23 protein-coding genes and 1 tRNA gene are annotated in these 26,484 nt (G+C 52.5%); 14 read left to right on the forward strand and 10 right to left on the reverse strand.

What is annotated here, in order from left to right:
• The first annotated feature begins 6 nt into the window (after positions 1-6).
• A complete protein-coding gene (cas7c, locus tag RDY34_RS00165; protein ID WP_114935546.1) occupies positions 7-858 on the forward strand; it encodes a type I-C CRISPR-associated protein Cas7/Csd2 in 852 nt (283 codons plus the stop codon).
• A 2-nt stretch (positions 859-860) separates the two neighbouring features.
• Positions 861-1,511 (forward strand): CRISPR-associated protein Cas4, encoded by a 651-nt coding sequence (cas4, locus tag RDY34_RS00170; RefSeq protein WP_308075226.1) that lies wholly within the window; start codon positions 861-863, stop codon positions 1,509-1,511.
• 40 nt (positions 1,512-1,551) lie between these two features.
• On the opposite strand, the gene rpoD is transcribed toward cas4, so the two are convergent.
• The 3 genes from rpoD to secA all read right to left on the reverse strand — a co-directional run bounded on the left by rpoD (position 1,552) and on the right by secA (position 8,332).
• Positions 1,552-3,480 carry an RNA polymerase sigma factor RpoD gene (gene rpoD / locus RDY34_RS00175; protein WP_308075225.1) on the reverse strand — a complete coding sequence of 643 codons (1,929 nt, stop codon included), beginning with the start codon at positions 3,478-3,480 and terminating at the stop codon, positions 1,552-1,554.
• Between the two features lie 185 nt (positions 3,481-3,665).
• Entirely contained in the window at positions 3,666-5,438 is a 1,773-nt protein-coding gene (dnaG, locus tag RDY34_RS00180; protein ID WP_308075224.1) for a DNA primase, read from the reverse strand.
• Between the two features lie 143 nt (positions 5,439-5,581).
• Positions 5,582-8,332 (reverse strand): preprotein translocase subunit SecA, encoded by a 2,751-nt coding sequence (gene secA, locus RDY34_RS00185; protein ID WP_118997283.1) that lies wholly within the window; start codon positions 8,330-8,332, stop codon positions 5,582-5,584.
• A 131-nt stretch (positions 8,333-8,463) separates the two neighbouring features.
• Here secA and RDY34_RS00190 point away from each other — a divergent pair, with 131 nt between their 5' ends.
• From RDY34_RS00190 to RDY34_RS00215, 6 genes are all read left to right on the forward strand, one after another.
• Positions 8,464-8,886: a DciA family protein gene (locus tag RDY34_RS00190; protein ID WP_308074164.1), complete on the forward strand. Its 423-nt coding sequence runs from the start codon at positions 8,464-8,466 to the stop codon at positions 8,884-8,886.
• A gap of 281 nt (positions 8,887-9,167) precedes the next feature.
• Positions 9,168-9,722, forward strand: coding sequence for an azurin (gene azu, locus RDY34_RS00195; RefSeq protein WP_250314201.1), 555 nt, complete (start codon positions 9,168-9,170; stop codon positions 9,720-9,722).
• A gap of 92 nt (positions 9,723-9,814) precedes the next feature.
• A complete protein-coding gene (locus tag RDY34_RS00200) occupies positions 9,815-10,324 on the forward strand; it encodes a hemerythrin domain-containing protein (RefSeq protein WP_101121782.1) in 510 nt (169 codons plus the stop codon).
• A gap of 33 nt (positions 10,325-10,357) precedes the next feature.
• Positions 10,358-10,978 carry an HI_0552 family protein gene (locus tag RDY34_RS00205; protein WP_003750147.1) on the forward strand — a complete coding sequence of 207 codons (621 nt, stop codon included), beginning with the start codon at positions 10,358-10,360 and terminating at the stop codon, positions 10,976-10,978.
• An 80-nt stretch (positions 10,979-11,058) separates the two neighbouring features.
• Positions 11,059-12,204 (forward strand): succinyl-diaminopimelate desuccinylase, encoded by a 1,146-nt coding sequence (dapE, locus tag RDY34_RS00210; RefSeq protein WP_308073200.1) that lies wholly within the window; start codon positions 11,059-11,061, stop codon positions 12,202-12,204.
• A 416-nt stretch (positions 12,205-12,620) separates the two neighbouring features.
• Positions 12,621-13,436 carry a helix-turn-helix transcriptional regulator gene (locus tag RDY34_RS00215; protein ID WP_308073222.1) on the forward strand — a complete coding sequence of 272 codons (816 nt, stop codon included), beginning with the start codon at positions 12,621-12,623 and terminating at the stop codon, positions 13,434-13,436.
• Here the strand turns inward: RDY34_RS00215 and RDY34_RS00220 are convergent.
• A complete protein-coding gene (locus RDY34_RS00220) occupies positions 13,414-13,971 on the reverse strand; it encodes a YbhB/YbcL family Raf kinase inhibitor-like protein (protein ID WP_308073199.1) in 558 nt (185 codons plus the stop codon). The two genes, RDY34_RS00215 and RDY34_RS00220, sit on opposite strands and share 23 nt — an antisense overlap.
• A 256-nt stretch (positions 13,972-14,227) precedes the next feature.
• On the opposite strand from RDY34_RS00220, the gene RDY34_RS00225 reads away from it, so the two are divergent.
• Positions 14,228-15,037: a methylated-DNA--[protein]-cysteine S-methyltransferase gene (locus RDY34_RS00225; protein WP_308073198.1), complete on the forward strand. Its 810-nt coding sequence runs from the start codon at positions 14,228-14,230 to the stop codon at positions 15,035-15,037.
• 49 nt (positions 15,038-15,086) lie between these two features.
• On the opposite strand, the gene glgB is transcribed toward RDY34_RS00225, so the two are convergent.
• Complete coding sequence (gene glgB, locus RDY34_RS00230; RefSeq protein ID WP_308073220.1) at positions 15,087-19,379, reverse strand: 1,4-alpha-glucan branching protein GlgB; 4,293 nt, start codon at positions 19,377-19,379, stop codon at positions 15,087-15,089.
• Positions 19,380-19,639: 260 nt separating this feature from the next.
• On the opposite strand from glgB, the gene RDY34_RS00235 reads away from it, so the two are divergent.
• The 3 genes from RDY34_RS00235 to smpB all read left to right on the forward strand — a co-directional run bounded on the left by RDY34_RS00235 (position 19,640) and on the right by smpB (position 21,357).
• Positions 19,640-19,715: transfer RNA gene (locus RDY34_RS00235), tRNA-Asn, on the forward strand.
• A gap of 130 nt (positions 19,716-19,845) precedes the next feature.
• Positions 19,846-20,856 (forward strand): lipopolysaccharide heptosyltransferase II, encoded by a 1,011-nt coding sequence (gene waaF, locus RDY34_RS00240; RefSeq protein ID WP_003751234.1) that lies wholly within the window; start codon positions 19,846-19,848, stop codon positions 20,854-20,856.
• A gap of 54 nt (positions 20,857-20,910) precedes the next feature.
• Positions 20,911-21,357 (forward strand): SsrA-binding protein SmpB, encoded by a 447-nt coding sequence (smpB, locus tag RDY34_RS00245; RefSeq protein ID WP_010358325.1) that lies wholly within the window; start codon positions 20,911-20,913, stop codon positions 21,355-21,357.
• A 104-nt stretch (positions 21,358-21,461) separates the two neighbouring features.
• On the opposite strand, the gene RDY34_RS00250 is transcribed toward smpB, so the two are convergent.
• From RDY34_RS00250 to RDY34_RS00265, 4 genes are all read right to left on the reverse strand, one after another.
• Positions 21,462-21,692, reverse strand: coding sequence for a hypothetical protein (locus RDY34_RS00250; protein WP_003708686.1), 231 nt, complete (start codon positions 21,690-21,692; stop codon positions 21,462-21,464).
• A 90-nt stretch (positions 21,693-21,782) separates the two neighbouring features.
• Positions 21,783-22,283 (reverse strand): YfbM family protein, encoded by a 501-nt coding sequence (locus tag RDY34_RS00255; protein WP_239991872.1) that lies wholly within the window; start codon positions 22,281-22,283, stop codon positions 21,783-21,785.
• A gap of 40 nt (positions 22,284-22,323) precedes the next feature.
• Entirely contained in the window at positions 22,324-23,691 is a 1,368-nt protein-coding gene (locus RDY34_RS00260; RefSeq protein ID WP_003751238.1) for an FAD-binding oxidoreductase, read from the reverse strand.
• Between the two features lie 109 nt (positions 23,692-23,800).
• On the reverse strand, positions 23,801-24,079 hold the full coding sequence (locus RDY34_RS00265) for a hypothetical protein (RefSeq protein WP_042742373.1): 279 nt from the start codon (positions 24,077-24,079) through the stop codon (positions 23,801-23,803).
• A gap of 477 nt (positions 24,080-24,556) precedes the next feature.
• Here RDY34_RS00265 and RDY34_RS00270 point away from each other — a divergent pair, with 477 nt between their 5' ends.
• On the forward strand, positions 24,557-25,039 hold the full coding sequence (locus tag RDY34_RS00270) for an FKBP-type peptidyl-prolyl cis-trans isomerase (protein ID WP_003751245.1): 483 nt from the start codon (positions 24,557-24,559) through the stop codon (positions 25,037-25,039).
• Between the two features lie 86 nt (positions 25,040-25,125).
• Positions 25,126-25,938 (forward strand): squalene synthase HpnC, encoded by an 813-nt coding sequence (hpnC, locus tag RDY34_RS00275; RefSeq protein ID WP_308074291.1) that lies wholly within the window; start codon positions 25,126-25,128, stop codon positions 25,936-25,938.
• Between the two features lie 72 nt (positions 25,939-26,010).
• Here the strand turns inward: hpnC and RDY34_RS00280 are convergent, their stop codons facing one another.
• Entirely contained in the window at positions 26,011-26,481 is a 471-nt protein-coding gene (locus RDY34_RS00280) for a DUF1841 family protein (protein ID WP_308073217.1), read from the reverse strand.
• Positions 26,482-26,484: the final 3 nt, after the last annotated feature.

Consider the following 26,484-nt stretch of genomic DNA (forward strand, 5'->3'; position numbering starts at 1 on the left):
AATGCTATGACTATTGAAAAACGCTACGACTTTGTCTTTTTATTTGATGTGCAAGACGGCAATCCCAACGGCGATCCTGACGCAGGTAACCTGCCGCGTATCGACCCGCAAACCGGCGAAGGTTTGGTAACTGATGTTTGCCTGAAACGCAAAGTCCGCAACTTTATCCAAATGACTCAAAATGACGAACATCACGACATCTTTATTCGCGAAAAAGGCATTTTGAACAACCTGATTGACGAAGCCCACGAGCAGGAAAACGTAAAAGGCAAAGAAAAAGGCGAGAAAACCGAAGCTGCCCGCCAATACATGTGCAGCCGTTATTACGACATCCGCACATTTGGCGCAGTGATGACTACCGGCAAAAATGCAGGACAAGTGCGCGGTCCCGTGCAACTGACTTTTTCTCGCTCTATTGATCCCGTCATGACCTTGGAACACAGCATTACCCGCATGGCGGTTACCAACGAAAAAGATGCCAGTGGAACCGGCGACAACCGTACAATGGGTCGCAAATTCACCGTCCCCTACGGTCTATACCGCTGCCATGGCTTCATTTCTGCCCATTTTGCCAAACAAACAGGCTTTTCCGAAAACGATTTAGAGCTGTTTTGGCAGGCACTTGTCAATATGTTTGACCACGACCATTCCGCCGCACGCGGACAAATGAACGCACGCGGGCTCTATGTGTTTGAACACAGCAATAATCTAGGTGATGCGCCTGCTGATAGTCTGTTCAAACGCATTCAGGTAGTCAAAAAGGACGGTGTAGAAGTAGTAAGGAGTTTTGACGATTATCTTGTCAGCGTAGACGATAAGAATCTTGAAGAAACCAAGCTGTTGCGTAAATTAGGCTGAAAATGACCGCACTTTCAACTGAAACCCAAGGGGAAAATCAGGACACGCACCTGATTCCCCTTTCCGCCTTGCAACACTACGCCTTCTGCCCGCGTCAATGCGCGTTGATTCACAACGAACAGGCGTGGGCGGAGAACTATTTGACCGCGCAGGGCAAGGCACTGCATGAGCGGGTGGATTCGGGCGAGCCGGAAACGCGCAAGGGCGTGCGCTTTGAGCGGACTGTGCATGTGTCGGCGGAGAAACTAGGCATCAGCGGCATATTGGATTTGGTGGAAGTGGAAACGAAAACAGGCCGTCTGAAACCCGTGGAATACAAACGCGGCAAGCCCAAACCCGACCCGATGGATGAAATCCAGCTTTGCGCCCAAGGCTTGTGCTTGGAAGAAATGACAGGGCAAACCGTCTCTGAGGGAGCGCTGTGGTATATGCAAACCCGCCACCGCGTTCCCATCACGTTTTCAGACGACCTGCGCGCCCAAACACTCGCTACCATCGCCGCTGTGCGCGAACTCCTGAACAGCGGCCAAACCCCGCCGCCCAACTACGGCAAACGCTGCAAAGCCTGCTCGCTGATGGAGATTTGCCAGCCGGAATTGTTGGGAAAACGGGATAGGAGTGTGGGGTATGTGGAAGCGTTGTTTATTGTGTAAGAAAAAACCGCAGGTATTTTGAACCTGCGGTTTTTTTGGTTTACAACTTGCTGTCTTCACTGTCTAAGAAGCTTCTCAAACGGTCGCTGCGGGTCGGGTGGCGCAACTTGCGGAGTGCTTTTGCCTCAATTTGGCGGATGCGTTCGCGGGTTACGTCAAACTGTCTGCCGACTTCTTCCAGCGTATGGTCGGTATTCATATCGATGCCGAAGCGCATACGCAGGACTTTTGCCTCACGAGGTGTCAGGCTTTCGAGTATTTCTTTGGTTACTTCGTGCAGGCTGGTGTACATTGCCGCATCAGCCGGCGCAATATTGTTGGAATCCTCGATAAAGTCGCCCAAGTGCGAATCGTCGTCGTCGCCGATGGGGGTTTCCATGGAAATCGGTTCTTTGGCGATTTTCATGATTTTACGGATTTTGTCTTCGGGCATCTGCATCAGTTCGGCAAGTTTGGCGGAATCGGGTTCTTCGCCGGTTTCTTGAAGGTGTTGGCGCGAGATGCGGTTCATCTTGTTGATGGTTTCAATCATATGCACCGGAATGCGGATGGTGCGTGCCTGATCGGCAATCGAGCGGGTAATCGCCTGGCGGATCCACCATGTCGCATAGGTGGAGAATTTGTAGCCGCGTCGGTATTCGAATTTATCGACCGCCTTCATCAAGCCGATGTTGCCTTCTTGAATCAAATCAAGGAACTGCAAACCCCGGTTGGTGTATTTTTTGGCAATGGAAATCACGAGGCGCAAGTTTGCCTGAATCATTTCCTGCTTGGCGGCTGCGGTTTCTTTTTCGCTCGACACCATATTTTTGTTGATTTCTTTCAACTCTTCGATGGAAATGCGGGTTTCTTTTTCCATATCTGCCAACTCGGTTTGTTTTTCGAGAATGGCGTGGCGGAAGCGGTCGAGTGCGTCGCTCCAGACCCTGCCTTTGGCGATTTCTTCTTCAATCCATTGCAGATTGGTGATTTCGGGCAGGAAGTTTTGGATGAAATAGTCGCGTTCCATATGGACGCGGTCAAGGCAGATATCGCGGATTTCGCGTTCGAGTTTGCGGATGTTTTCTACTTTTCCGCGCAGGCTGCTGCTGAGGCTGTCGATTTGGCGGGTGGCGAAGCGGACTTCCAAAAGTTTGTTGGCGATGGCATCGCGGTAGGCGAGATAGTCTTTGTGCCGGCTGTGGTGTTTTTCCAAACGGCCGATCATTTTTTTGTAGTCTTTTTCGATTTGGGCAAAGTGGCCGATGACTTTTTGTTTCAATTCGGCGAGATTGGCTGCCGAGATTTCATCCGCATCTTCTTCCGACTCTTCGTCGTCTTCGTTTTCATCCGAATTGTCGTTGGAAGGTTTCTCGGGCACTGTGGTTTCCAAGTGTCCCAAGCCCAATTCGTTGAGCAATACTTCATTCGGGTCGATAATGGCTTCTACGACTTCGTCGACGCGGATTTCGTCTTTGCGGATTTTTTCGATGAGTTCTAAGATTTCCGCAATGGATCCCGGGCAGGCGGAGATGGCCTGAACCATATTTTTCAGGGCATTTTCGATTTTTTTGGCGATGATGATTTCGTCTTCGCGGGTCAGCAGGTCGACCTGTCCCATTTCGCGCATATACATGCGGACGGGGTCGGTCGTCCTGCCGAACTCGGAATCTGCACTGGAAAGGGCGGCCTCGGCTTCTTCGACGGCATCATCGTCGGTAACGGCGGCATTGTCGCTTAACAATATGTCTTCCGCATCGGGGGCGTGTTCGGTAACTTGGATGCCCAAACCGGAAATCATACTGACGATGTTGTCGATTTGGTCGGCATCGGACATATCGTCGGGCAGTGCGTCGTTGATTTCGGAGTAGGTGATGTAGCCGCGTTCTTTGCCCATAATGATGAGTTGGCGCAGGCGCGCGCGTTGTTCCTCAATCGTCAGGGGGCGGGTATCGTCTTGGTATTCTTCGTGATTTTGGTTTTTGGACATTGTCTGCTTTCTGTTGGTAAGGTGCCGACGGTTTGCGTTTGGACGCACCTGAAGGCGTGGCAGAGAGGGTACTCTGATGCCGTCTGAAGGCTTTTTGGGATGGGTGTTCTGCAGGTGTCGTTGTTGCAGCCGGTGCGAATGCTTTTCAGACGGCATAACGGTTTACGGGTGGCGGAATCCGCCGGTCAATTTTGTTTTGCGGTCAGCAGCGACAGCAAAAGTTTTTTCTCACTTTCATTTAAGCCGGATTGCAGGCTTTTTTGTTTTAATGTTTCGATTTGGCTGTATTTTAACTCATTGAGCAGTTTTTTCATGCCGATTTGGAAATTCTCGCAATCTTCTTCACTGCTGCTGTTCATTTCTTCCGACTGGTGCGTTGAATGGAAGATTCGGTTTATTGTTTCTTCGTAAGGCGAGCCGCGCATATACTCTAAAACCTGAGCGGTTTCGGGTACGGCGGCATGGCTTTTAATCGATTCGGCAAGATTGGCAAGGCAGGCGAAATCACCGTCCAACGCCAGATAATCGGGCAGGTCTATATATGCAGCCCAATCCGGATTTATCAAGAGGCTGCGGATTTGCCGTTGCACCAGCGTCAGCATGACTGGCTGTTTGACGGAAATCGGAGGCAGTTTGTAGCTTTTTTGTTTAACGTGCCGCTTCGGCGCTTCCTGCCCCAGCAGTTGGGCGAGATTGTCGGGATCGATGCCGACCAGCTCGCTAAGTCTTTGTTTCAACAGATAAGCCAATGCCGGCGCGGTAATTTGCGCCAAAAGCGGCGAACTGGTTTTCACCAATTCCGCCTTACCTTCCTGCGTATTGAGATTGAGGTCGTCTGAAAGATGTTCCCAGAAATATTCCGACAGCGGCTTGCTTTGATTCAACAGCGCATCTTCAAATTGCGCTTTTCCGTAGGCGCGGATGTAGCTGTCGGGGTCGTGTTCTTCTGGTAAGAACAAAAAATGCAGCGATTTGTCGTCTTTCAACTGCGGCAACGCATTTTCCAGCGCGCGCCAAGCCGCTTTCCGTCCCGCGCTGTCGCCGTCGAAACAGAAATAAATACTGTCCGCCTGACGCATTAGGATTTTGACGTGTTCAGCTGTTGTTGCCGTGCCCAAGGCCGCCACACCGTAGCCCACGCCGAACTGTGCCAGCGCGACCACGTCCATATAGCCTTCGACCACCAGAATCCGCCCCGCTTCCTTGACAGCGGCACGCCCCTCATACAGTCCGTAAAGGTTTTTCCCCTTATCGAACAAAGGCGTATCGGGAGAATTTAAATATTTCGGCTTCGAGTCGTCCAGCACCCTGCCGCCGAAACCGATCACCTGCCCGCGCAGATTGCGGATGGGGAACATAATCCGATGGCGGAAGCGGTCGTAATGCCGTCCCTCATTGTCAATCACCATACCCGTATCCACCAACGCGGTATTCGGGTACGGTTGGAACACTTGCGCCAAAGGCTGCCAGCCGTCGGGCGCGTAGCCCAAACCATAATGCGCGATGACTTCCGCGCTCAAGCCGCGCCTGTCCAAATAAGCCTTCGCCGCCGGATTGAATTTTAGCTGTTGCGCGTAAAAATCCGCTGCCGCCGCCGTCGTTTCTTCCAGCGTCTGCTGTTTTTTCTTGCGCTCGGCACGGACTTCGGGATTATCGTTCTGCCCACGCACTTTAGGCACAACCATGCCCACGCGGTCGGCAAGAAACTGTACCGCCTCCGGAAACGACAGCCCCTGATGTTCCATCACAAAACCAATCGCCGAACCATGCGCCCCGCAACTGAAACAATGGTAAAACTGCTTGGTCGGACTGACCGAAAACGACGGTGTTTTTTCCTTGTGGAACGGGCAACACGCCATATAGTTCGCCCCGCCTTTTTTTAGCGGAACCTGTTCGTCGATGATGTCGACAATATCGGTTTTGGCTAGAAGTTCGTCAATGAAGTCGGATGGAATCATAGTTCGGCGGGGCGGATGCCTGTTTTTAGTTCGGATGGTATCAAATCGGGAGTTTTCGGATTGTCGGTCAGATACGGCGATTCAGGCAAAATGCCGTCTGAAACCGGAAACCGGATGTTCAGACGGCATTTGCGTTCAAACGCTTAAGCCAATTTGCCGTGGCATTGTTTGTATTTCAAACCGCTGCCGCAGGGGCAGGGGTCGTTGCGGTGGACGATTTGCCCCCGCGCTTCCAAGGCTTCGGGGCTGAAATCCGTCCCATCGGGATTAAAGGCTTCGGTAACCAGATCGGTTTGCGATTGACCCAAAAGTTCTTCCATATCGGGCGATTCGGAATGGATGGACTGGATGTTGCCGACAGGTTGCTCTTCAACAGCCGCGACAGGGTTTTGTTCGATTTGAACCGAGGTAAGCAGGGAGGTGATATGGAATTTGATGCCGTTCCACAGGTCTTGGAACATGGTAAAGGCTTCACGTTTATATTCCTGCTTCGGATTTTTTTGAGCATAGCTGCGCAGGTGTATGCCTTGTCGCAGGTAGTCCATGGCGGCAAGATGTTCGCGCCATTGGTTGTCGATGACCTGCAACATCACGTTGCGCTCGAAATCGGCCATTGCCTGCTTGCCGACCAGTTCGGTTTTGGCGGCATATTCGTTTTCGATGCGTTCGATCAGGCGTTCTTTGATGTCTTGACCGTCAATCGCATTGTCCGCCTTCAGCCAGGATTGGATGTCTTCCTGAAGCCTGAATTCGGCAGCCAGGCGGTTCTCTAAAGTCGGGATGTCCCATTGTTCTTCCATGCTGTCGGGCGGCATATAGGTATCCACGAGGTTGCTGACGACATCAGAACGGATTTCCTGCATCAGGTCGCTGATGTCTTTGCTGGTCAGAATTTCGTTGCGCTGGCTGTAAATGACTTTGCGCTGTTCGTTGGCAACGTCGTCGTATTCCAAAACCTGTTTGCGCATATCGAAGTTTCTGCCTTCGACTTTGCGTTGCGCGCCTTCGATTTGGCGCGTCAGCAGGTTGTGTTCGATGGCGACGCCGCGTTCGGGTGCAAGGCGGTTGAGGATGGCGGCGGCACGGTCGAGCGCGAATAAGCGCAGCAGCGGGTCCTCAAACGAGAGGTAGAAGCGGCTAGAGCCGGGGTCGCCCTGACGGCCGGAGCGTCCGCGCAACTGGTTGTCGATACGGCGGCTTTCGTGGCGTTCTGTGCCGATGATGTGCAAACCGCCTGCTTCCATCACTTTGTCGTGTTCTGCCTGCCAGCCGTTTTCGAGTGCGGCGATTTGTGCCTGTTTCTCTTCGTCGCTCAAGGTTTCGTCGGCACGGATGGCTTCGATTTGGTGCTTCAGGTTACCGCCCAATACGATGTCCGTACCGCGTCCCGCCATATTGGTGGCAACGGTAATCGCGCCGACTTTGCCGGCTTGGGCGACAATCAGCGCCTCGCGTTCGTGTTCTTTGGCGTTGAGGACGTTGTGCGGCAGTCCGGCTTTTTGCAGAAGGTGGGAGACCAGTTCGGAGTTTTCGATGCTGGTCGTACCGACGAGAACGGGCTGCCCGCGTTTGTGGCATTCCTCGATGTCTTTGACGACGGCTTCGAATTTTTCTTCGGCGGAACGGAAAATCTGGTCGTTGAAGTCTTTGCGCTGTACGGGGCGGTTGGTCGGGATGATGACGGTTTCGAGGTTGTAGATGCTTTGGAACTCGAAGGCTTCGGTATCGGCTGTGCCGGTCATGCCGGAGAGCTTGGTGTACAGGCGGAAATAGTTTTGGAAGGTGATGGAGGCGAGGGTTTGGTTTTCGCGTTTGATTTCCACGCCTTCTTTGGCTTCGACGGCTTGATGCAGACCCTCCGACCAGCGGCGGCCGGACATCAGACGACCTGTAAATTCGTCCACGATGACGATTTCGCCGTCTTGGATGACGTAATGTTGGTCTTTGTGGAAGAGGGAATGCGCGCGCAATGCCGCCATAAGGTGGTGCATCAGGGCGATGTTGGCGGCGGAATAGAGCGAGTCGTTTTCTGCCAGCAATCCCATTTTGGTCAGGATTTGCTCGGCGTGTTCGTGGCCGGCTTCGCTCAGGATGACCTGGTGCGCCTTTTCATCTACCCAGTAGTCGCCTTCGCCTTCTTCGGTTTCTTGGCGGACGAGGTGGGGCGGGACGGTGTTCATGATTTGGTACAACTGGATGTTGTCGTCTGCCTGACCGGAGATAATCAGCGGAGTGCGCGCTTCGTCAATCAAGATGGAATCCACTTCATCGACAACGGCAAAATTCAATTCGCGCTGCACTTTGTCGTATTGGTCGGTTACCATATTGTCGCGCAGGTAATCGAAGCCGAATTCGTTGTTCGTACCGTAGGTGATGTCGGCAGCGTAGGCGTTTTGACGGTCGAACGGCTGCATATCTGAAATAATCACGCCGACGGTCAGGCCGAGGAAATTGTAGAGCGGCTCCATAATGCCTGCGTCGCGCGAGGCGAGGTAGTCGTTGACGGTAACGACGTGCACGCCTTTGCCGGCCAGCGCGTTGAGATAGACGGCGAGGGTGGCGACCAGGGTTTTGCCTTCGCCGGTACGCATTTCGGCGATTTTGCCGTCGTGCAGCACCATACCGCCGATAAGCTGTACGTCGAAGTGGCGCATACCGAGTACGCGGCGAGACGCTTCGCGGCAGACGGCGAAGGCTTCGGGCAAAATGCCGTCCAAAGTCTGACCGTCGGCGAGGCGTTGTTTGAATTCGGCAGTTTTGGCTTGCAGATCAGCATCGCTTAGGGCTTGCATCTGTTCTTCGAGCGCGTTGATTCTGGCAACGGATTTACGGTATTGTTTCAGCAAGCGGTCGTTGCGGCTGCCGAAGATTTTCTTGGCAATGTTTGTCAGCATGAATAATTCCTGCGCCTGATATAATAGTGGGGCGAAAACGCGATTTTAACACAAGCGTTTGTGCAAAGTGCTAATGCCGTCTGAAATAAAGGCGCGTTTGCGGTATTTCAATCTTTTTGGGTGTATGTTTTATGAATTTGGAACAGTTGGGCAGGCGGGACGCGCTGCTTTCCGGACTTTTGAAACAGGCGGGACAGTGGCGGCGGTTGGATGCGGCGGTAAAGGGGCTGCTGCCCGCCAACCTGCATCCCCACTTTCAGACGGCATGTATCGAAGACGGCAGGCTGATTCTTTTGGCGGCAAACAATATGGCGGCATCGCGCTTGAAGATGATTGCCCCGTCGGTCTTGCCGAAGCTGGCCGGTTTGGATGAATCGGTGCGTTCCGTTGCGGTCAAGGTTGTGCCGAAGCGGGAAGGGCTGCCGAAAACCAATACCCTGCATTTGAGTCCGGCCGCATTGGAAAGTTTGAACTCGGCGGCAGCAGACTTGGAAGGCAGGCATCCCGAATTGGCGGAGGCATTGGTGGAACTGGTCAGGAAACACGGGGAATAAGGCGGCAGGTAGGGATGTTGTAAATATCCGTTAATATTTGCGCGGAAGGGGAGGATTTCCCTAATACTAAAGAAATAGCTTCGGGATAAAATTGCCCTTTTTTGGGTAAAAGATTGTAAACTTGCAAGCGGGCTTTGATTTTAAACGAAGTTTGTAGCAAAATGCCGCCCCGAAACATCTGTTTGTGCAACGCGGCGGAATCTTTTTCAAGGTTTTGTTAATGGTGCTTGCACTTTGATTTCCGTAAAACCGAACATTATTTCATCAATTGGAGATTTGTTATGAAAGCTTATCTGGCTCTGATTTCTGCTGCCGTTATCGGTTTGGCTGCCTGCTCTCAAGAACCTGCCGCACCTGCTGCCGAGGCTCCTGCAGCTTCTGAGGCTCCTGCTGCCGAAGCACCTGCGGCCTCTGAGGCTGCACCGGCTGACACCGCAGCCGCACCTGCCGCCGGCAACTGTGCAACTACTGTTGAAGCCAACGACAATATGCAGTTCAACACCAAAGACATCCAAGTCAGCAAGGCTTGTAAAGAGTTCACCATCACTCTGAAACATACCGGTACGCAACCCAAAGCCAGCATGGGTCACAACCTCGTGATTGCCAAAGCTGAAGACATGGACGGCGTATTTAAAGACGGCGTAGGTGCTGCCGATACCGATTATGTTAAACCTGATGATGCACGCGTTGTTGCCCACACCAAACTGATTGGCGGCGGCGAAGAAGCTTCCCTGACTCTGGATCCTGCTAAATTGGCCGGCGGCGAATATAAATTCGCTTGTACCTTCCCAGGTCACGGTGCTTTGATGAACGGTAAAGTTACTTTGGTTGACTAATCCGTCTAAAGCTTGAAAACAGACAGCCTGCCTTGCGCAGGCTGTTTTGTTATAATCTGGAAATGTTAATTTAAGAATAAAACCTAAAAACCATGAATCCGTTTGAAACCAAAAGCGTTACCTTTGCCGAACCGATTGAAATGCTGTATGCCTGCCACGGCAAAGTGCGCCGTTTCTGCGGACAAGTCGCCATGCTGTCGGACTATATCGCCGAAAACGGCTGTAATCAGATTGTTTTGCAAACCATCCGCCAAATCGCCCAGTATTTTAATGTTGCCGCGCCGCTGCACCATGAAGACGAAGAAGAAAACTTTTTCCCTCTCCTGCTGCAATATGCGCCGCAAGCACGTGAAGGTGTGGACGAGCTTTTGCGCCAACATATCGGGCTGCACGACAACTGGGCGGCTGTTTCCGCCGAATTTGCCAAGCTCGAAGCAGACAATGCTTATGTTCCCGATGCGGAAGCGTTCAAACGTTTTGTGGCGGGATATGATGTTCATTTGGCGATTGAAGAGCCGCTGTTTGATATGGGCAACACCTTTATCCCAAAAGAAAAACTGACCGAAATCGGCGAAATCATGGCGGCGCGCCGGCGCAAATAATGCCGTCTGAAACAATCGTCTCAAGGATATATTATGCTGACCCCGAAAAGTTGCGATTTGTTCAATATCCCGTTTTTCCAATTTTCCCAGCTTAAAAAATACCAGCCTGAAAGCATTCCGCAAATCAAGGCTGACTATAAAGAAAACTGGCAGATATGGCAGCAGCTGATTCAGCAGGTTGCCGCCGAATTGGGTGCGCCGTTTGCGCCGCCGCACATCGAACGCTGGTGTAACGGCTGGCAGGTTCGCGCCCATTTCTTTGCCTACTTCAAATACGAACAATATAAAAATTCCGCCGCGATTTTGTCGATACTGCTCAACCGCCGCCGACTGAGCGTCAGCTTGGATTGGCACTGCTACAAAGCCGACGTGTCGCCGATTGCGCTGCCTGATTACAACCGTTGGTTGGATAATTTTGACACTGAAAAATACGCCGCATTCGATATGTGGCACGGCGCGGAAAGCGAATACGACGACTATCGCACCGTCGCACAACAAAGTGAATCCGACCGAAGATTGCAAAACGACGAAGACTTTTTCTGCATCGGCAAACACATCGAACGCGACGATTTGGGCAAACAGGATGTAGCAAAATGGATAGCCGAAACGGTGGAAGATTTGCTGCCGCTTTATGAAGCCTGTCATGGCAAATGATTTAGAACCTATCAACCCAAAGGTCGTCTGAAAATCAGCTTCAAGACATTTCAGACGACCTGATTTCCAAAGTGAACAAAATGACCGAAACCCAATCCCTAGAACTCGCCAAAGCGTTGATTTCCCGCCCGTCCGTTACCCCCGACGACCGAGATTGCCAACAACTGCTTGCCGAACGCCTGCAAAAAATCGGTTTTGCCGTAGAAGAGCTTCATTTCGGCGACACCAAAAACATCTGGTTGCGACGCGGCACGAAAGCCCCCGTCGTCTGTTTTGCAGGGCATACCGACGTTGTGCCGACCGGCCCTGTTGAAAAATGGGATTCGCCCCCGTTCGAGCCGACCGAACGCGACGGAAGATTATACGGGCGCGGCGCGGCGGACATGAAAACCGGCATCGCCTGTTTTGTTACCGCCTGCGAACGCTTTGTTGCCGAACACCCCGACCATCAAGGCAGCATCGCGCTCCTAATTACTTCCGACGAAGAGGGCGACGCGCTGGACGGCACGACCAAAGTCGTCGATGTGTTGAAAGCGCGCGGCGAGTTGATTGACTACTGCATCGTCGGTGAACCGACCGCCGTGGACAAATTGGGCGATATGATTAAAAACGGCCGGCGCGGCTCGCTGTCGGGCAATCTGACTGTCAAAGGCAAGCAAGGCCATATTGCTTATCCGCATTTGGCAATCAATCCCGTCCATACTTTTGCTCCGGCCTTGTTAGAGCTGACGCAGGAAGTCTGGGACGAAGGCAACGAATACTTCCCGCCGACCAGCTTTCAAATTTCCAATATCAACGGCGGCACAGGCGCGACCAACGTCATTCCGGGTGAGTTGAACGTCAAATTCAATTTCCGCTTCTCCACCGAGTCCACCGAAGCAGGGCTGAAACAACGCGTCCACGCCATTTTGGACAAACACGGCGTGCAATATGATTTGCAGTGGTCGTGTTCGGGGCAGCCCTTTCTGACCCATGCGGGCAAACTGACCGACGTGGCACGCGCAGCCATTGCCGAAACCTGCGGCGTAGAGACCGAATTATCCACCACCGGCGGCACTTCGGATGGACGCTTCATCAAAGCCATTGCCAAAGAACTCATCGAATTAGGCCCGTCCAATGCCACCATCCACCAAATCAACGAAAACGTGCAGCTGGATGATATTCCGAAGCTGTCTGCGGTGTATGAGGGGATATTGGCGCGCTTGTTGGCTGGAAATGCCGTCTGAAAGCAGATTGTTTGCCGAATATGGATATCCGACCATTTGCTTAGATTTAACATAAATTTGAGATAACGCATTGATTTTTATGTAGAGCGATTTATTTAAACGGCAATCCATTCCCTCTCCCGTGGGAGAGGGTTAGGGAGCGGGCATTGGGACGGCAATGGAAATATTGTCTGTATCTGCCCCGTTTTACCCTCTCCCTGAGCCTCCCCCACAGGGGAGGAAGTCAAGTTGCAGGTACGCCGACGGAATATGGTTGAAACCCGGCCATTCGGGGCGGTGGGATTTTGGTTTATTTTTTGGGAAGTAACCCCTCCCAAATCAGGGTAAACAGGGCTGCACCTTTATGTGCAGCCCTGTGTGTTGAAACATTGAGGAAGATAACCGTGCCGTCAAATTACTTTCATACGCGCGAACGATTGGGTGCTTTGGGCAGCATTGTGCAACATCATACCGCCTTGTACCGCAGCGTGGCGGTATATGAACCGGCTGTGCTTATCGTGCGGTGCGGATGCAAGAAGCTGCGGTGGGCGGGGCGCAAATTGAGGATTGCGTCGGGTGAGGCGGTCGCATTGGCAGGCGGACAGACGTTTGACGTCATCAATATTCCCGATTCAGACGGCCTCTATCAGGCGCAATGGATTGCTTTCGAACAGGAAACCGTAGAAAGGTTCGCCGCACAATACGGGACGGTACAGGCAGTGTGCGATGCGGTAAAGCTGCCGCACCCCGGGCGTATGGGCGCGGCGTTTGATTATGCGGCTGCGGTACTGGCGGATGAAGAAGTGCCGCACAATGCTGCGGAGGCCGCGCTTTGCGGCGTGTTGGCGTGGTTGCAGCATGACGGCATCGGTTTTGCCGTGTACGAAGGCGTCAACCTGATGCGGCAAATTCGCAAACTGATTACCGCCGATATGGCTGCGGACTGGTCGTCGGCGATGCTGGCGCAGCGGCTTAATTGCAGCGAGGCCGCGTTGCGGCGACGGTTGGCGAGGCAGGACACGAATTTCCGTACGCTGCTGACGGATGTACGCATGATGCGCGCGCTGACGCTATTGCAGGTTACGCAATGGCCGGTGGCGCAGATTGCCGGCGCGGTCGGCTATGACTGCCCGTCCCGTTTCAGCGCGCGCTTCAAAGAGAGGTTCGGTTGCGTACCGTCGGCGGTCCGCTCGGAAGTGGAGTCGGCAGCATATCGGCGCACGGGGCAGGTTAGCGTCGGTGTTCGACCGTGAATTTCGCTTCGCCCAAGCTGTTTGCCTTAGTAAAGAAACTGACCAGCGCGGGTGTGGATTCAGCGGTGATGTTCGGCAGCTTGGCGACTTTTAGCGCGGTGAGCGTGAATTCGTAGCGGTGTTTCCTGCCTTCGGGCGGACACGCGCCGCCGTAGCCCGGCGTGCCGAAGTCTGTGCGGGTTTGCAGCGCGCCTTTGGGCAACCTGCCGTCTTGCGCGGTAATGCCTGCGGGCAGGCGGCGGACATCGGCGGGAATGTCGGCGACCACCCAATGCATCCAGCCCAGGCCGGTCGGCGCGTCTTTATCGTAAACGGTCAGGACGAAACTTTTTGTCCCTGCGGGCGGATTTTTCCACGACAGCGCGGGCGAAGCATTGCCGCCCGAACAGCCAAAGCCGTAAGGCGCGCTCAAAAGCTGGTTTTGCGTGAAGCCGCCGTCTTTGGACGGGTTGTCGAATTGCAGCGTGAATGCGCCCTCGGCAAAGGCAGCGGTTGAAAAAGCCAGCAGTACTGTGGAGAGGATGCGGGTTTGCATAGATGATTCCTTTGCTTGATGAATAAGTGGATTCATTATAGGCTGTCAACGGCGGCAGGAATGTGCCGAAACGGTTGGATGATGTGCCGAAATGCGCAAATGCAAAAATCCGTGGTTTCAGACGACTCTTTGCAGGTCGTCTGAAATCTTTAATTCCTTTCCCTGAGGCTTTGGAAATATCGAATATTTAGGAATTGCCGCAACCCAACACCCTCAAGATTTACGTCATAGCCCGTTCCTGCATCGGCGTGCGGGAATGGCGAAAATTAGGGATTTTGCCGTCAAATCCATGATAGAGATACGGAGCAAACGAATGATTACCCTGCCTTCCTTAAACAATCTGCCGTCAAAATGGGATGAAATCCGCCATTGGCTCGAAACCCAAGCTTTTGAGTGTGAAGTCATGCCGTATCCCAATCTGACGGAACACGAAGCCAAACAGTTCGAGCAGGATTTTATCGACCGTATCAGTTGCGCGCCTGAAGAATATGTCCGTATCCGCCGAGCCATCCGTCTGTTGGAGGCACGTTATCCTGATAGCTCGAATGAACTGACCGCTGCCGCCATTGCCACGCCTTTGGGCGAGATGTTGGCGGTGTTCGGCGGTAAAGGCTTGTGTTTGCTGGAATTTGTCGGGCAGAAGCATATGGAACAGGAAATTACCGCCGTCCAAAAAGCCTTGCGCGGACGGTTTGTGTTTCGGGAAGATGAGCGAACGCAACTTCTGCGGCAGGAATTGGACTTATACTTCAAGGGTCGTCTGAAAACCTTTGCCACGCCTTTGGAAATGATTGGTACGGCGTTTCAAAAACAGGCGTGGGACGTGCTTTTGGCGATTCCTTACGGCGAAACGCGCAGTTATAAGGAGCAGGCGCAGCGTTTGGGCAACCCCAAAGCCGTCCGCGCCGTTGCCGCCGCAAACGGGCAGAACAAAGTGTCCATTCTGATTCCCTGCCACCGCGTCATCGGCAGCGACGGCAAACTGACCGGCTACGCGGGCGGGTTGAACCGCAAACAGTTTTTACTGGCTTTGGAACGCGGCGAAGTTCAGACGGCATTGTTTTGACGGGTGCGGCGGACAACGGGGCTTGAGGGGTTCAAGCCCCGTCCGCCTTTCAGACGGCATCGGAGGTTTTTTCCGCCCCGGTTTGGCTTTGTGCCGTCTGATACAGGTAAACCGTTGCCAACGGCGGTACGGTTACGGACAGGGAATTTGGTTTGCCGTGCGACCAAACTTCTTCCGTTTCCAACGTTGCGCCGGTAGAAACGCCGCTGCCTTTGTAATGCAGGCCGTCTGAATTGAGGATTTCGCGGTATCCGCCGGCAGAATTTACGCCGAAACGGTAGCCTTCGCGCACCACAGGCGTGAAGTTGCTGATGACGATGACGCGGTTGCCTTCGCGGTCGCGTCGCTCGAAGACGAATACGGAGTTGTCGCCGTCGTCGGCAACCAGCCACTCGAAGCCTTCCGGCCATTGGTCTAATTGGTAAAGCGGCGCGGTGTCTTTATAGACGCGGTTCAAATCGCGCACGAAGTCTTGCACGCTTTTGTGCCGGCCGCCTTCTTGTTCGAGTAAAAACCAATCCAGTCCTTCGTTGTAGTTCCACTCTCTGCCTTGCGCGAATTCGTTGCCCATAAACAAGAGTTTTTTGCCGGGGAAGCCGTACATAAAGCCGTAGTAGGCGCGCAGGTTGGCGAATTGCTGCCAACAGTCGCCGGGCATCCGTCCGAGCAGAGAGCGTTTGCCGTGCACGACTTCGTCGTGCGACAGGGGCAGCACAAAGTTTTCGCTGTACTGGTACATCATTCCGAAGGTCATTTTATTGTGGTGGTATTTGCGGTTGATGGGGTCTTCCATCATGTAGCGCAGGGTGTCGTTCATCCAGCCCATATTCCATTTGAAGCTGAAGTTCAAACCTTCTTGACGGGTTATGTTGGCGAACGAGGTGGATTCTTCGGCAATTTCGGCGGCAGCCGGAACTTCCTTTTTCAACATGGTGTTGGTATCGCGCAGGAAAGCGATGGCTTCAAGGTTTTCATGGCCGCCGTATTGGTTGGGTATCCACTCGCCGTCTTTGCGTGAGTAGTTGCGGTAAATCATCGAAGCCACCGCGTCAACGCGGATGCCGTCGAAGCCGAAGCGTTCTATCCAATACAGGGCGTTGCCTTGCAGGAAATTTTTGACTTCGTTCCTGCCGAAGTTGTAAATCAGGGTGTTCCAGTCTTGGTGGAAACCTTCGCGGGGGTCGGCGTGTTCGTACAATGCCGTGCCGTCGAATTTGGCAAGCCCGTGGTCGTCGGTGGGGAAGTGTCCGACCACCCAGTCGAGGATGACACCGATGCCTTCGTCGTGGGCGGCTTTAATCAGGGCGCGCAATTCGTCGGGCGAACCGAAACGGCTAGTCGGTGCATACAATCCGGTCGCCTGATAGCCCCACGAGCCGTCAAACGGGTATTCGGAGACGGGCAAGAGTTCGATATGGGTAAAGCCCATGTCTTTGACGTAGGCGATCAGTTCTTTGGCAAGCTCTTCGTAAGTCAGCCAGAAGTTGTTTTCGGGATTGCGTTTCCACGAACCCAAATGCACTTCATAAATGCTGATGGGGCTGTCAACGGCGTTGGCGCGGGCGCGGAAGTCGGGGGCTTCGACTTTTTCCGGCAAACCGCGCACGACAGATGCGGTATTGGGACGCAACTCCGCACCGAAGGCATACGGGTCGGCTTTTTGCCGCACATTGCCGCCGACATCACGGATTTCAAATTTGTAGAGGGCATTGAGTTTGACTGCCGGAATAAAGATGTCCCAAATGCCGTTGTCGCGGTGGAAACGCATCACATGGCGGCGGCCGTCCCAGTTATTGAATTCGCCGATGACAGACACGCGCTGCGCGTTTGGCGCCCATACGGCAAAGCTCACGCCCTTCACACCGTCCACTTCGGCAAAATGCGCGCCCAAAGTTTCATAAGGGCGCAGGTGTCTGCCTTCCGCCAACAGCCAAGAATCCATTTCTTTCAATGCCGACGGGAAGCGGTAGGGGTCTTCTTCGCGCACGGGGTTGCCGTTTCCGCCGTAATAGACGTTCAGCGCGTAATCGGGAGCGTTTTCGGGCAATACGGCGACAAAAAATCCGCGCTCATCGATTTTTTCAGACGGCACAATCAGTCCGCCGCTTTCACGGTTGACAATATCTACTGCAGAAGCGTCGGGAATCAGCGTGCGCACGACTTCGCCGCCTTCGGGAAGGCGGTGCCGTCCCAAATAGGCGAATACGTCGCCGTGGGCCGCAAAAAACAGGCTGTCAACCGTGTCGCGTTCGGCTTGATCGGGTTGGCGGTAGGAAAGGGTTGGGCAGTTCTTTTTCATACGGACTCCGTCAATCATGGCAAGTTGGGCGGTCATGGTTCGGCAATCTGCAAAGTCTTCCAGCGCGACGGGCATTTTGCACGCCCAGTTGGGATAACCTTCGGCAACGCCCGGCACATTCAGGTTGTCGCCCACGCCCAGCAGGTTTTCCAGTTGCACCGCATACAGCCTGCCGCGGCTCATCGCGGCGTATTTGTGGATGGCGGACATCAGCCCTTCCGTCATTTCAGACGGCATTGTGCTGTCTTTGTCCAAACAGCCGCATTGTTTAAGCTTGTCGAACAGGTCTGCCTTGTCGTGTTCGCGCGCTTCCAATGCCGTCTGAAAAGTTTCCTCATCGGGAATCGTGCCCAAGCGGAACATCCAATCCAAATCCTTGCCCGTCCAATAACCCGCCAAAGGCGCGACATCGTGCGTGCTGACGACCGTAATCGCCTGTTCGGGATATTCATCGGGCAATTCAAAGCCGTGCCTGCCTTTGCTGAAATACACGACCTTATAAGAAAACACCTGATAACGGTTCAACAAATCACGCACCCGGTCGGGCACTGTCCCCAAATCCTCGCCGATAACGATGCAGCGGTTGCGCCGGCTTTCCAAAGCCAAAATGGCAAACATCACGTCCGCGTCGTAATGCACATACGCGCCCAAGTCCGTCGTCTCGCCCGCAACCCACCACAGGCGGTACAAAGCCATTACATGATCGATGCGCAAGATGCCGTAAAGCCGCATATTTTCACGCAATAGCCGGGCGAACTTCTCATAACCCGTGTGCTTCAGCATTATCGGATTGAGCGGCGGCAAATCCCAGTTTTGCCCCGTCGGGCACAAAGGATCGGGCGGTGCGCCGACAGACATATCCATACAATAATCTTGGCGGTTTAACCAAGTGTCCGCACTGCCGCGCGCCACGCCGACCGCCAAATCGCCGTAAATCCCCAACTTGATGCCGAGTCTGACCGCCGTTTCCTGCACTTTGTACCATTGTTCCGCGCAAAGCCATTGCAGCCACATATGAAAACGGATGTCGTGTCCGTGGTTGGCGGCAAAGTTTTTGACGGCTTCTCCGCTGGGGTCGTGAAACTCGGCAGACCAGGATTGCCAGCCTATGCCGTCGCAGCCACCGTAATATTGGTCGAGGGCTTCAAACAGCCCGAATCCCGACAGTGCCGCTCCTTTTTCTTCCGCAAATGCGGCAAAAGCCGCACGTTCCTTTTGGGCGGCTTCGCACGGTTCGGTTTCAAATGCTTGGAATGCCGCCTGCAGAGCTTCGCGTTTGAACGCCCAAACCGCCGTGTAGGTTACGGTATCGGTAATCCGCAGCGCGGCAATGCGCCGCTGCATTTTTTCTTGGGCAAAACGGTTTTTCAGGGTTTCGCTGTAGGAAAACGCCCCGACTTTTTCCACATCGAGATAAATCGGATTGAGCCATTCGCGCGAAGACGGGCTGTACGGACTGGCAAAGGCAGGCTTGGCACTGAAAAGCGCGTGCAGCGGATTGATGCCGACGAAATCCAGCTTTTTCTCTGCCGCATAAGCCATCAGGTTCTGCAAATCGGTAAAGTCGCCTATGCCCCAGTTGCGGTGCGAACGCAGGCTGTACAAATGCACCGTCAGCCCGTTCATTCTTGCGCCGCAGTTTGCTTCGGGCGGCCGGTAAACCGATTGCGGTGCGACAATCAGACGGATTTTTCCGGCAGCGCACGAAAGGGTGTAGTAGCCGCAGGAAAGATCGGGCAGGGCAAGCCGGTATGTGCCGTGATCGTCGCGGTCGAGGGGTAAAACCCGATGTGTGCCGTTTTCATCTTCCAAAACGGTTTCCGTTTCGTCCGACCATGCGGACGGCAGGGTCAGATTTTCGCATCCGTGTTCGCGGGCTGCCAGCGTGTCGAGATAAATGCCGTCTGAAACACCGTCTTTCTGCAAGGTGTCGGCTATCGTTTCCCATACCTCGGGCAGCGTGGCGCGATATACGCCGTTAATATCGTGAAACCCCAAGCTGATGCCCAAAGCAGAGGCCTGCTGTTCCGATACGGTATCCATCTTGTCGTCCTGTCTGTTGTCCGTAATCTCAAGGCGTAATCTTAATATAAATACGGAATGATGACGGCTGTAATTGCGTGCAACGGCAGTTTCTTCCATATTGTTTGATTTGAACCAATATGCCGTCTGAAGCCGGTTTTCCCGTTCAGACGGCATATTTGGTTAAATGTCTTTTCCATTCATATATTTGTAGTTTTGTTACCCGTTTGGACAAAATTAAGGATTGACACATTTTTTCCGGACGCTATAATACGCCCCATTCCCCGATAGCTCAGTCGGTAGAGCGACGGACTGTTAATCCGCAGGTCCCTGGTTCGAGCCCAGGTCGGGGAGCCAAAATTCTAAAGCCTGAACATGATTGTTCAGGCTTTTTCATATTTGCACGTCCGGCGTTCGGAATGCGGCAAGATAGGTTTTCCAACGGTTTCGCGGTAAAATTCTGCCTGTCTGATTTCGGTTTCTTGTTATGTCCATCAAAATCCTGATTATTTCCCCCAGTTGGATAGGCGACTGTGTGATGACCCAGCCCTTGTTCCGCCGTTTGAAGGAACTTCACCCCGGTTGCACGATTGATGTGTTCGCACCGAAGTGGTCGATGGCGGTGTTTGAGCGTATGCCTGAAGTGAATGAGATTCTTGAAAATCCGTTCGGACACGGTGCGTTGGAGTTGAAACGCCGCTGGCGGGTCGGCAGGGATTTGGGGCGGCGCGGATACGATCAGGTTATCGTGCTGCCCGGTTCTTTGAAATCGGCAATCATCGCGCTGGCAACGGGTATCGGAAAAAGAACGGGTTATGTAGGAGAAAGCCGTTATTTTCTGTTGAACGATATACGCAGGCTGGATAAGGAACGTCTGCCTTTGATGGTGGATAGATATACGGCTCTTGCGCATCAGAGTCAGAAAGATTTTGACGGGTGTTCAGGATTTCCTAAGTTTTCCATTGATGAACGGCAGAGGAAAATTTCTGTCGAAACCTTTGGCTTGGATATTGGAAAGCCTGTTTTGGCTTTTTGTCCGGGTGCGGAATTCGGGCCGGCAAAGCGTTGGCCGGCAAAGCATTTTGCCGAGTTGGGCAAACATTATTCGGCGGCGGGTTGGCAGGTTTGGCTGTTCGGTTCGCAAAAAGATGATGAAATTGCCGAGGAAATCAACCGCCTTTCAGACGGCATATGTGTGAATTTATGCGGAAAGACCGATTTGTCGCAGGCAATGGATTTGCTGTCGTTGGCAGATACGGTTGTGTGTAACGACAGCGGGCTGATGCACTTGGCGGCAGCTTTGGGCAGAAAGGTAGTGGCGGTTTACGGTTCTTCCAGCCCGACGCATACGCCGCCTTTGAGCGACAGGGCGAAAATCGTCAGCCTGCACTTGGAATGTTCGCCCTGTTTCAAACGTGAATGTCCGTTGGGGCATACCGACTGCCTCAACAGGCTGTATCCCGAGAAGATTGTGCAGGCGGTTGAAGAGGCGGTATGATGGGTTCTGTTTTCGGATTTATGCCGTCTGACGGCGGATATTGATAGGATGTTTATGGCTATTGCGAATAATAAAAAAGCATTTCACGATTTTTTCATTGAAGACCGGATTGAAGCCGGTTTGGTATTGGAAGGCTGGGAAGTCAAGGCGATCCGTGCTGCACGCGTACAGCTTAAAGAGAGTTATATCTATTGGAAAAAAGACGCGTTTTATCTGGTCGGTTGCCATATTACCGCGTTGCCCACTGCCTCGACACACATCAAACCTGATGCCGTACGCCCGCGCAAGCTCTTGTTAAAACAGTCGGAAATCAACAAATTAATCGGAAAAACGGAACGTGCCGGTTACACCATCGTGCCGCTGGATTTGCATTTTTCACGCGGAAAAATCAAGATGGAAATCGGTTTGGCAAAAGGTAAGAAACAACACGACAAACGCCAGAGTATGAAAGAGGCGGATTGGAAACGTGAAAAACAGCGGTTGATTAAGCATACGCGCTGATGGGGGATGCGGTTTCAGACGGCATTTGAACAATGCCGTCTGACGGTTGTTTAGACAATGGTGTTGAAATACGAAACGGAAAAACAGGGCGGTTGCCCTGTTTTCTATTTGCGTAAAAGATGCGGATGACGGGAAGCGGAAAAACGGAAATGCCCGTCTTTGGCGAAATCGTAAACGTTGCTGACTGCCCTGATATGGTGGGGTGGTTCTTTTCCTTGTTTCAGACATTCGCGCGCTATTCTCCGTAATTTCCGGTTGGCAAGACGTTTGTCCTGTTTTTCGCTGACTGCCGTGGTTATAGGGGAAAAGGGGTGTTTTCTGTAACTTTTACTCATGATGGTCTCCCAGGTTGAAATACCTAGGTTTCCTTGAGTGCGATTCCGTACTTTGTCTTCATTAAAGTTTCCGTGATGTTTGAAATATATTTAGTAAATGCTGACCAGTACATTGCTATTTGAATGCCGGGCGGTTTTGTAAAAATTGCCGATTTTGTAAAAGTAGTCGGTAATTTCTTCTTTTATATCATCAATTTCATCTTCATAATCCCAAATATCGGGGTAGATATGATGCTCTTTGCACACCTGCATACTGAAATGCTCCATTGCACTTTTTATGTCGAAGCCTTCCAAAGCTGAGACGATTTCATGGATTTGGGCGGATTCGATATAAGCGGCGTATCCGTCGCCGTCCGAAATGGGTACCGTTCCGACGATTGATTCGGATAACAGATTGCCCTTTAAGGGATTTTCTGCACTTTTTCCAGTCAGTACAAAATGCAAAACATCCCACATTTTATCGATGTCGAGGCAAACGGCAGCCTCATCCTCCAAATCTTCCAGTTCTTCAAACAATTCCTGCCATTCGGTATCGGTATTTTTAAGCAAAGCCAGTTTTTCATTATCGACCAGTTGATAGGTTGCTGTCATTCCCATGATATTTCCTATAATTTCATTTTGAATTAGTTATTTATGGAAGAAGTTTGCCCGGGTTCATGATGTTATATGGATCAAGGTGTTGTTTGATGTTTTTCATCAGGGCGATTTCGGCAGGGGTGCGTACTTTGTCCAGCCACTGTTTTTTGATGATACCTATGCCGTGTTCGGCAGCAATTGTACCGTTGCAGGCAAGAACGTTGCAATAGACTGTGCTGTTGATGTCGTTTTCGTAACGATAGACTTCATTGCTGAGGATTTCGGGCAGGAAAGTATTGTAGTGCAGGCTGCCGTCGCCCAGATGTCCGAAGCAGACGATTTGTATGCCTTTGAAATTCTGTTCCAAATCTTTGGCGCACCGGCGGACAAAGTCGGCAACGCGCCCGATGGGGACGGCAATATCGTGTTTAATGCTGGTTCCCAGTTTGCGTTGTGAAGCGGAGATGTTTTCGCGCAACGCCCACATATTGATACGTTCTTGTTCGCTTTGTGCCAATACGCTGTCGGTAAAGCCTTTTTTATAAAGAAATTCGACGAGCCAATCATTAAGATTGCTGTCGGGTAATGAGTCGGTCAACTCAAGTAAAATATGCCATTCTGAATGTGTCGGCAGGGGGAGTTTGCTGAATTCGGAAGACAACTCGGCGGCAAAACGTCCGACCAGTTCAAAACTGCATAGGCGTTCGGCAAAGTGCGCTTGGGTTTCGGTCAGCAGGCGGACGGCGGATTCGATGTCGGGAATGCCGACCCAGGCGGTCGCCTTGTCTAAGGGGCGGGCAAAAAGCTTGAGCGTGGCTGCAGTGATAATGCCCAATGTACCTTCGCTACCGATAAACAAATGGCGCAAATCGTAACCCGTGGTGTTTTTGTGTAGCGGGTGAAGATGGGAAATCAGTTCGCCGTTGGGGAGGACGACTTCCAAACCGATAACCAGGTCGCGCATCGTGCCGTAACGCAATACGTTCAAACCTCCGGCATTGCAGGCGATGTTGCCGCCGATTTGGCACGAGCCTTCGCTGGCGAGACTGAGTGGAAACAGCCTGTTTGAGGCTTCGGCTGCCTGTTGGACGGTTTGGAGTACGGAACCTGCTTCGACGGTTATGCAGTTGTCTGACAAATTGATACTGCGGATGCGGTTGAGTTTGGAAAGGTTCAGCAATACGCCGTTTTCCGATACTGCCGCGCCGCACAAACCGGTATTGCCGCCTTGCGGCGTAACCGGAATGCGGTGTTCGTAACAAAAACGCATAATGGTTTGCACGCTTTCGACGCTGCGCGGCTGCAAAATGATGTCTGGTGCAGACGTAAAGCGGTTGCGCTGATCTTTTAAAAGCGTCGGAGAAGGTTCGGCAATCTCGTCTGCCGGCAGGAGTCGGGAAAATTCGGTATGAAGGTCAAGCATGTTTGTCGGAAGGGTAGGGAGAAGATTGAGGAAGGGAATCTGATGCCGTCTGAAAAATCAAAAAAGCAGGATACTGAACGTATCCTGCTTTTTTGCAAGCGGAAAATGCTTATTTTGCAGCTTCGGAAGCAGCTTCGGCAGCAGGAGCTTCAGCGGCAGGAGCCTCAGAAGCGGCAGCTTCGGCAGCAGGAGCTTCAGCGGCAGGAGCTTCAGAAGCGGCAGCTTCAGCGGCAGGGGCTTCGGTAGAGGAAGCTTCAGAAGCGGCTGCTTCGGATGCAGGTGCTTCAGTAGCGGGAGCTTCGGCGGCAGGAGCTTCAGCGGCTTTTTCTCCGCCACAGGCGACCAGGGCCAAAGACAACAAAGCAGCGGCAAACAGGGATGTTTTCATTTTAGTAACCTTTAAAATCAATTTAAATCAAATTAGGGTAAAACGGTCATTATCGACCATCATTACAAACCAAGTTGAAAATTCATTGTTGAATTTTGCGTAATTATGCACCACGAAATAGGGGATTGCAACGGTGTGCAAATGGGAAAGCAAGTTTGAATGAAAAGTTTTCTGGCGGGCGGATTGATAAATCCTGTAAAACGGTTTTGCTGTTAAAAATTCGATAGGGATGAATATTATAGAGATTAATATAATTCAGTATCTTGTATGATTTATTAAGGCAGATTGGGGAAGTCGGCAGACAGGTCGGAATGGTTTTTAAGAATGTTGTAAAAAAGTTACACCGCAATAAAATAACAAAAATTTACATTGAAATATGTGCTGTACAGTTTATGAACAGGTTAACGGTAATCGGCCGGTGCGGCGGTTGTGTTAGAATGCGCCTGTAATCAATCTGCTGTTCCTGAAAGGACAAATATGGCTATCGTGAAGAATTCCGTGGTTTCGCTGCATTATGAGATGTATGATGCCAACAATCAGCTTTTGGACAAAACCGAAGAACCGATTGCGTATCTGCACGGCGGTTACGACGGCATTTTCCCTTTGGTGGAAGAGGCGTTGCACGGTAAGGATGTCGGCGATACGGTCGATGTGGCGCTTTCTCCCGACGATGCGTTCGGCGAGCAGGATCCGGAGTTGGTCCGTATTGAAGATGTGGGCGTGTTTCCTGTTGAAGTCGAAGTCGGCATGATGTTTGAAGCCGACGATCCTGAAACCGGCGATGTTGTCGTCTATCGTGTAACCGATGTTGCCGACGGCAAGGCGGTGGTGGACGGCAACCATCCTTTGGCAGGCATGAAAATCCGCTTTAAGGCTACGGTTGAAAGCGTGCGCAATGCATCCGATGAGGAAATCGCACACGGTCATGTCCACGGTCCGCACGGTCATCACCACCACTGATTGCCGGCAGCTTGGAGGTATCTGATGCCGTCTGAAAAGGGTTTGTTCCGTTTCAGACGGCATTTTGTTTGATGGATGGAGAAGGTATGTCGGTTGGGCATTATGAGAATTTTCCCGTCGGTTCGCTGATTTTGCCGCGCAGGTTGAGGAAGCCGGTTCACGCGGTGTACGCGTTTGCACGGACGGCGGACGATATGGCGGACGAGGGCAGTATGCCGTCTGAAGCCAGGTTGGCGGGGTTGGAGGGTTTGCGGCGCGAGTTGGACGTGTTGGCATCGGGCGGCCGGTCGGCGCATCCTTTGATTGCACGATTGGATGCCGAGGCGGTTGTGCCGTTCGGTTTGGATTTGCAGCCGTTTTATGATTTGCTTTCGGCGTTTTCGCAGGATGTGGTCAAAACGCGGTACGCGCATTTCGGCGAGCTGGCCGATTATTGCCGACGTTCCGCCAACCCTGTCGGACGCATTATGCTGGCTTTGTACGGGAAAACGGATGCGGTGTGCGTGGCGCAAAGCGACGGCATCTGTACGGCTTTGCAACTGGTAAATTTTTGGCAGGATGTGGCTGTGGATTGGCAAAAGGGCAGGGTTTATATCCCGCAGGACGATTTGTTGAAATTCGGTGTTTCCGAAGGACAGATTGCGGAGGGTAGGGCGGATGCGGCGTTTCAGCGGCTGATGGCGTATGAGTGCCGGCGCGCATTCCGTATGCTGAAGGCGGGTTCGCCTTTGGCGCGCGAATTGAAAGGGCGTATCGGTTTGGAACTCCGTATGATTGTGTTGGGGGCGCAGTTGATTTTGCAGAAACTGGACGCGTGCGGCTACGATGTGTTTGCACAACGCCCCGTTTTAGATAAGAAGGATTGGTTGATTATGCTGAAACGCGCGTTGTGGAAATAATTTGGGGAAAATGAGTGCCGTCTGAAAGGGGTTGTTCCGCTTCAGACGGCATTTTGCAGGCGGTTGGTATGGTCAGGCGATTTCATGCGGGTTCAACCTGGCTTGATCTTCTGTACCCAAGCCGATGAGTTTGCGCAGTCGGGTCATGTAGAAATTGACATCCAAACCGGTGCCGTAGCGTTGCGCCGTCCACAGTGTTTCCGCCAGTGCCTCCATCATTTCGTGTTCGGCTTCCAGCCGACCGCGTTTGGCGCACAGGGTGTCGTGGATGGCGCGTATGCCGTGCGGCTGGTCTATGCCCGCCTGTTCTTGGACGGACAGATGCAGTGACATATGCAGGAAGGGGTTGCTTTCACCGTTTTCGGGCAGCCAGTCGGTGTCCAGATGGTCTTCGATGCGTTCGAGATAGCGGTGGTATTCGGGATGGGCTTCGACAATGCGGAGGGCTTTCTGTTCCAGTGTGCTCAGTTGCAGTGGATTGAGCCGCTGCTGCCACACGCGGGCGAAAAAGCGGCGGACATCGTGGGTGTTTACATCGTACATAAT

The sequence above is a fragment of the Neisseria polysaccharea genome (assembly GCF_963392925.1).
GTDB classification, from domain to species: Bacteria; Pseudomonadota; Gammaproteobacteria; order Burkholderiales; family Neisseriaceae; genus Neisseria; species Neisseria polysaccharea.

Coding starts and splice junctions, on each gene's coding strand:
- cas7c (WP_114935546.1), top strand. CDS start 7: ATGACTATTGAAAAACGCTACGACTTTGTCTTTTTATTTGATGTGCAA.
- cas4 (WP_308075226.1), top strand. CDS start 861: ATGACCGCACTTTCAACTGAAACCCAAGGGGAAAATCAGGACACGCAC.
- rpoD (WP_308075225.1), bottom strand. CDS start 3,480: ATGTCCAAAAACCAAAATCACGAAGAATACCAAGACGATACCCGCCCC.
- dnaG (WP_308075224.1), bottom strand. CDS start 5,438: ATGATTCCATCCGACTTCATTGACGAACTTCTAGCCAAAACCGATATT.
- secA (WP_118997283.1), bottom strand. CDS start 8,332: ATGCTGACAAACATTGCCAAGAAAATCTTCGGCAGCCGCAACGACCGC.
- RDY34_RS00190 (WP_308074164.1), top strand. CDS start 8,464: ATGAATTTGGAACAGTTGGGCAGGCGGGACGCGCTGCTTTCCGGACTT.
- azu (WP_250314201.1), top strand. CDS start 9,168: ATGAAAGCTTATCTGGCTCTGATTTCTGCTGCCGTTATCGGTTTGGCT.
- RDY34_RS00200 (WP_101121782.1), top strand. CDS start 9,815: ATGAATCCGTTTGAAACCAAAAGCGTTACCTTTGCCGAACCGATTGAA.
- RDY34_RS00205 (WP_003750147.1), top strand. CDS start 10,358: ATGCTGACCCCGAAAAGTTGCGATTTGTTCAATATCCCGTTTTTCCAA.
- dapE (WP_308073200.1), top strand. CDS start 11,059: ATGACCGAAACCCAATCCCTAGAACTCGCCAAAGCGTTGATTTCCCGC.
- RDY34_RS00220 (WP_308073199.1), bottom strand. CDS start 13,971: ATGCAAACCCGCATCCTCTCCACAGTACTGCTGGCTTTTTCAACCGCT.
- RDY34_RS00225 (WP_308073198.1), top strand. CDS start 14,228: ATGGCGAAAATTAGGGATTTTGCCGTCAAATCCATGATAGAGATACGG.
- glgB (WP_308073220.1), bottom strand. CDS start 19,379: ATGGATACCGTATCGGAACAGCAGGCCTCTGCTTTGGGCATCAGCTTG.
- waaF (WP_003751234.1), top strand. CDS start 19,846: ATGTCCATCAAAATCCTGATTATTTCCCCCAGTTGGATAGGCGACTGT.
- smpB (WP_010358325.1), top strand. CDS start 20,911: ATGGCTATTGCGAATAATAAAAAAGCATTTCACGATTTTTTCATTGAA.
- RDY34_RS00250 (WP_003708686.1), bottom strand. CDS start 21,692: ATGAGTAAAAGTTACAGAAAACACCCCTTTTCCCCTATAACCACGGCA.
- RDY34_RS00255 (WP_239991872.1), bottom strand. CDS start 22,283: ATGACAGCAACCTATCAACTGGTCGATAATGAAAAACTGGCTTTGCTT.
- RDY34_RS00260 (WP_003751238.1), bottom strand. CDS start 23,691: ATGCTTGACCTTCATACCGAATTTTCCCGACTCCTGCCGGCAGACGAG.
- RDY34_RS00265 (WP_042742373.1), bottom strand. CDS start 24,079: ATGAAAACATCCCTGTTTGCCGCTGCTTTGTTGTCTTTGGCCCTGGTC.
- RDY34_RS00270 (WP_003751245.1), top strand. CDS start 24,557: ATGGCTATCGTGAAGAATTCCGTGGTTTCGCTGCATTATGAGATGTAT.
- hpnC (WP_308074291.1), top strand. CDS start 25,126: ATGTCGGTTGGGCATTATGAGAATTTTCCCGTCGGTTCGCTGATTTTG.
- RDY34_RS00280 (WP_308073217.1), bottom strand. CDS start 26,481: ATGTACGATGTAAACACCCACGATGTCCGCCGCTTTTTCGCCCGCGTG.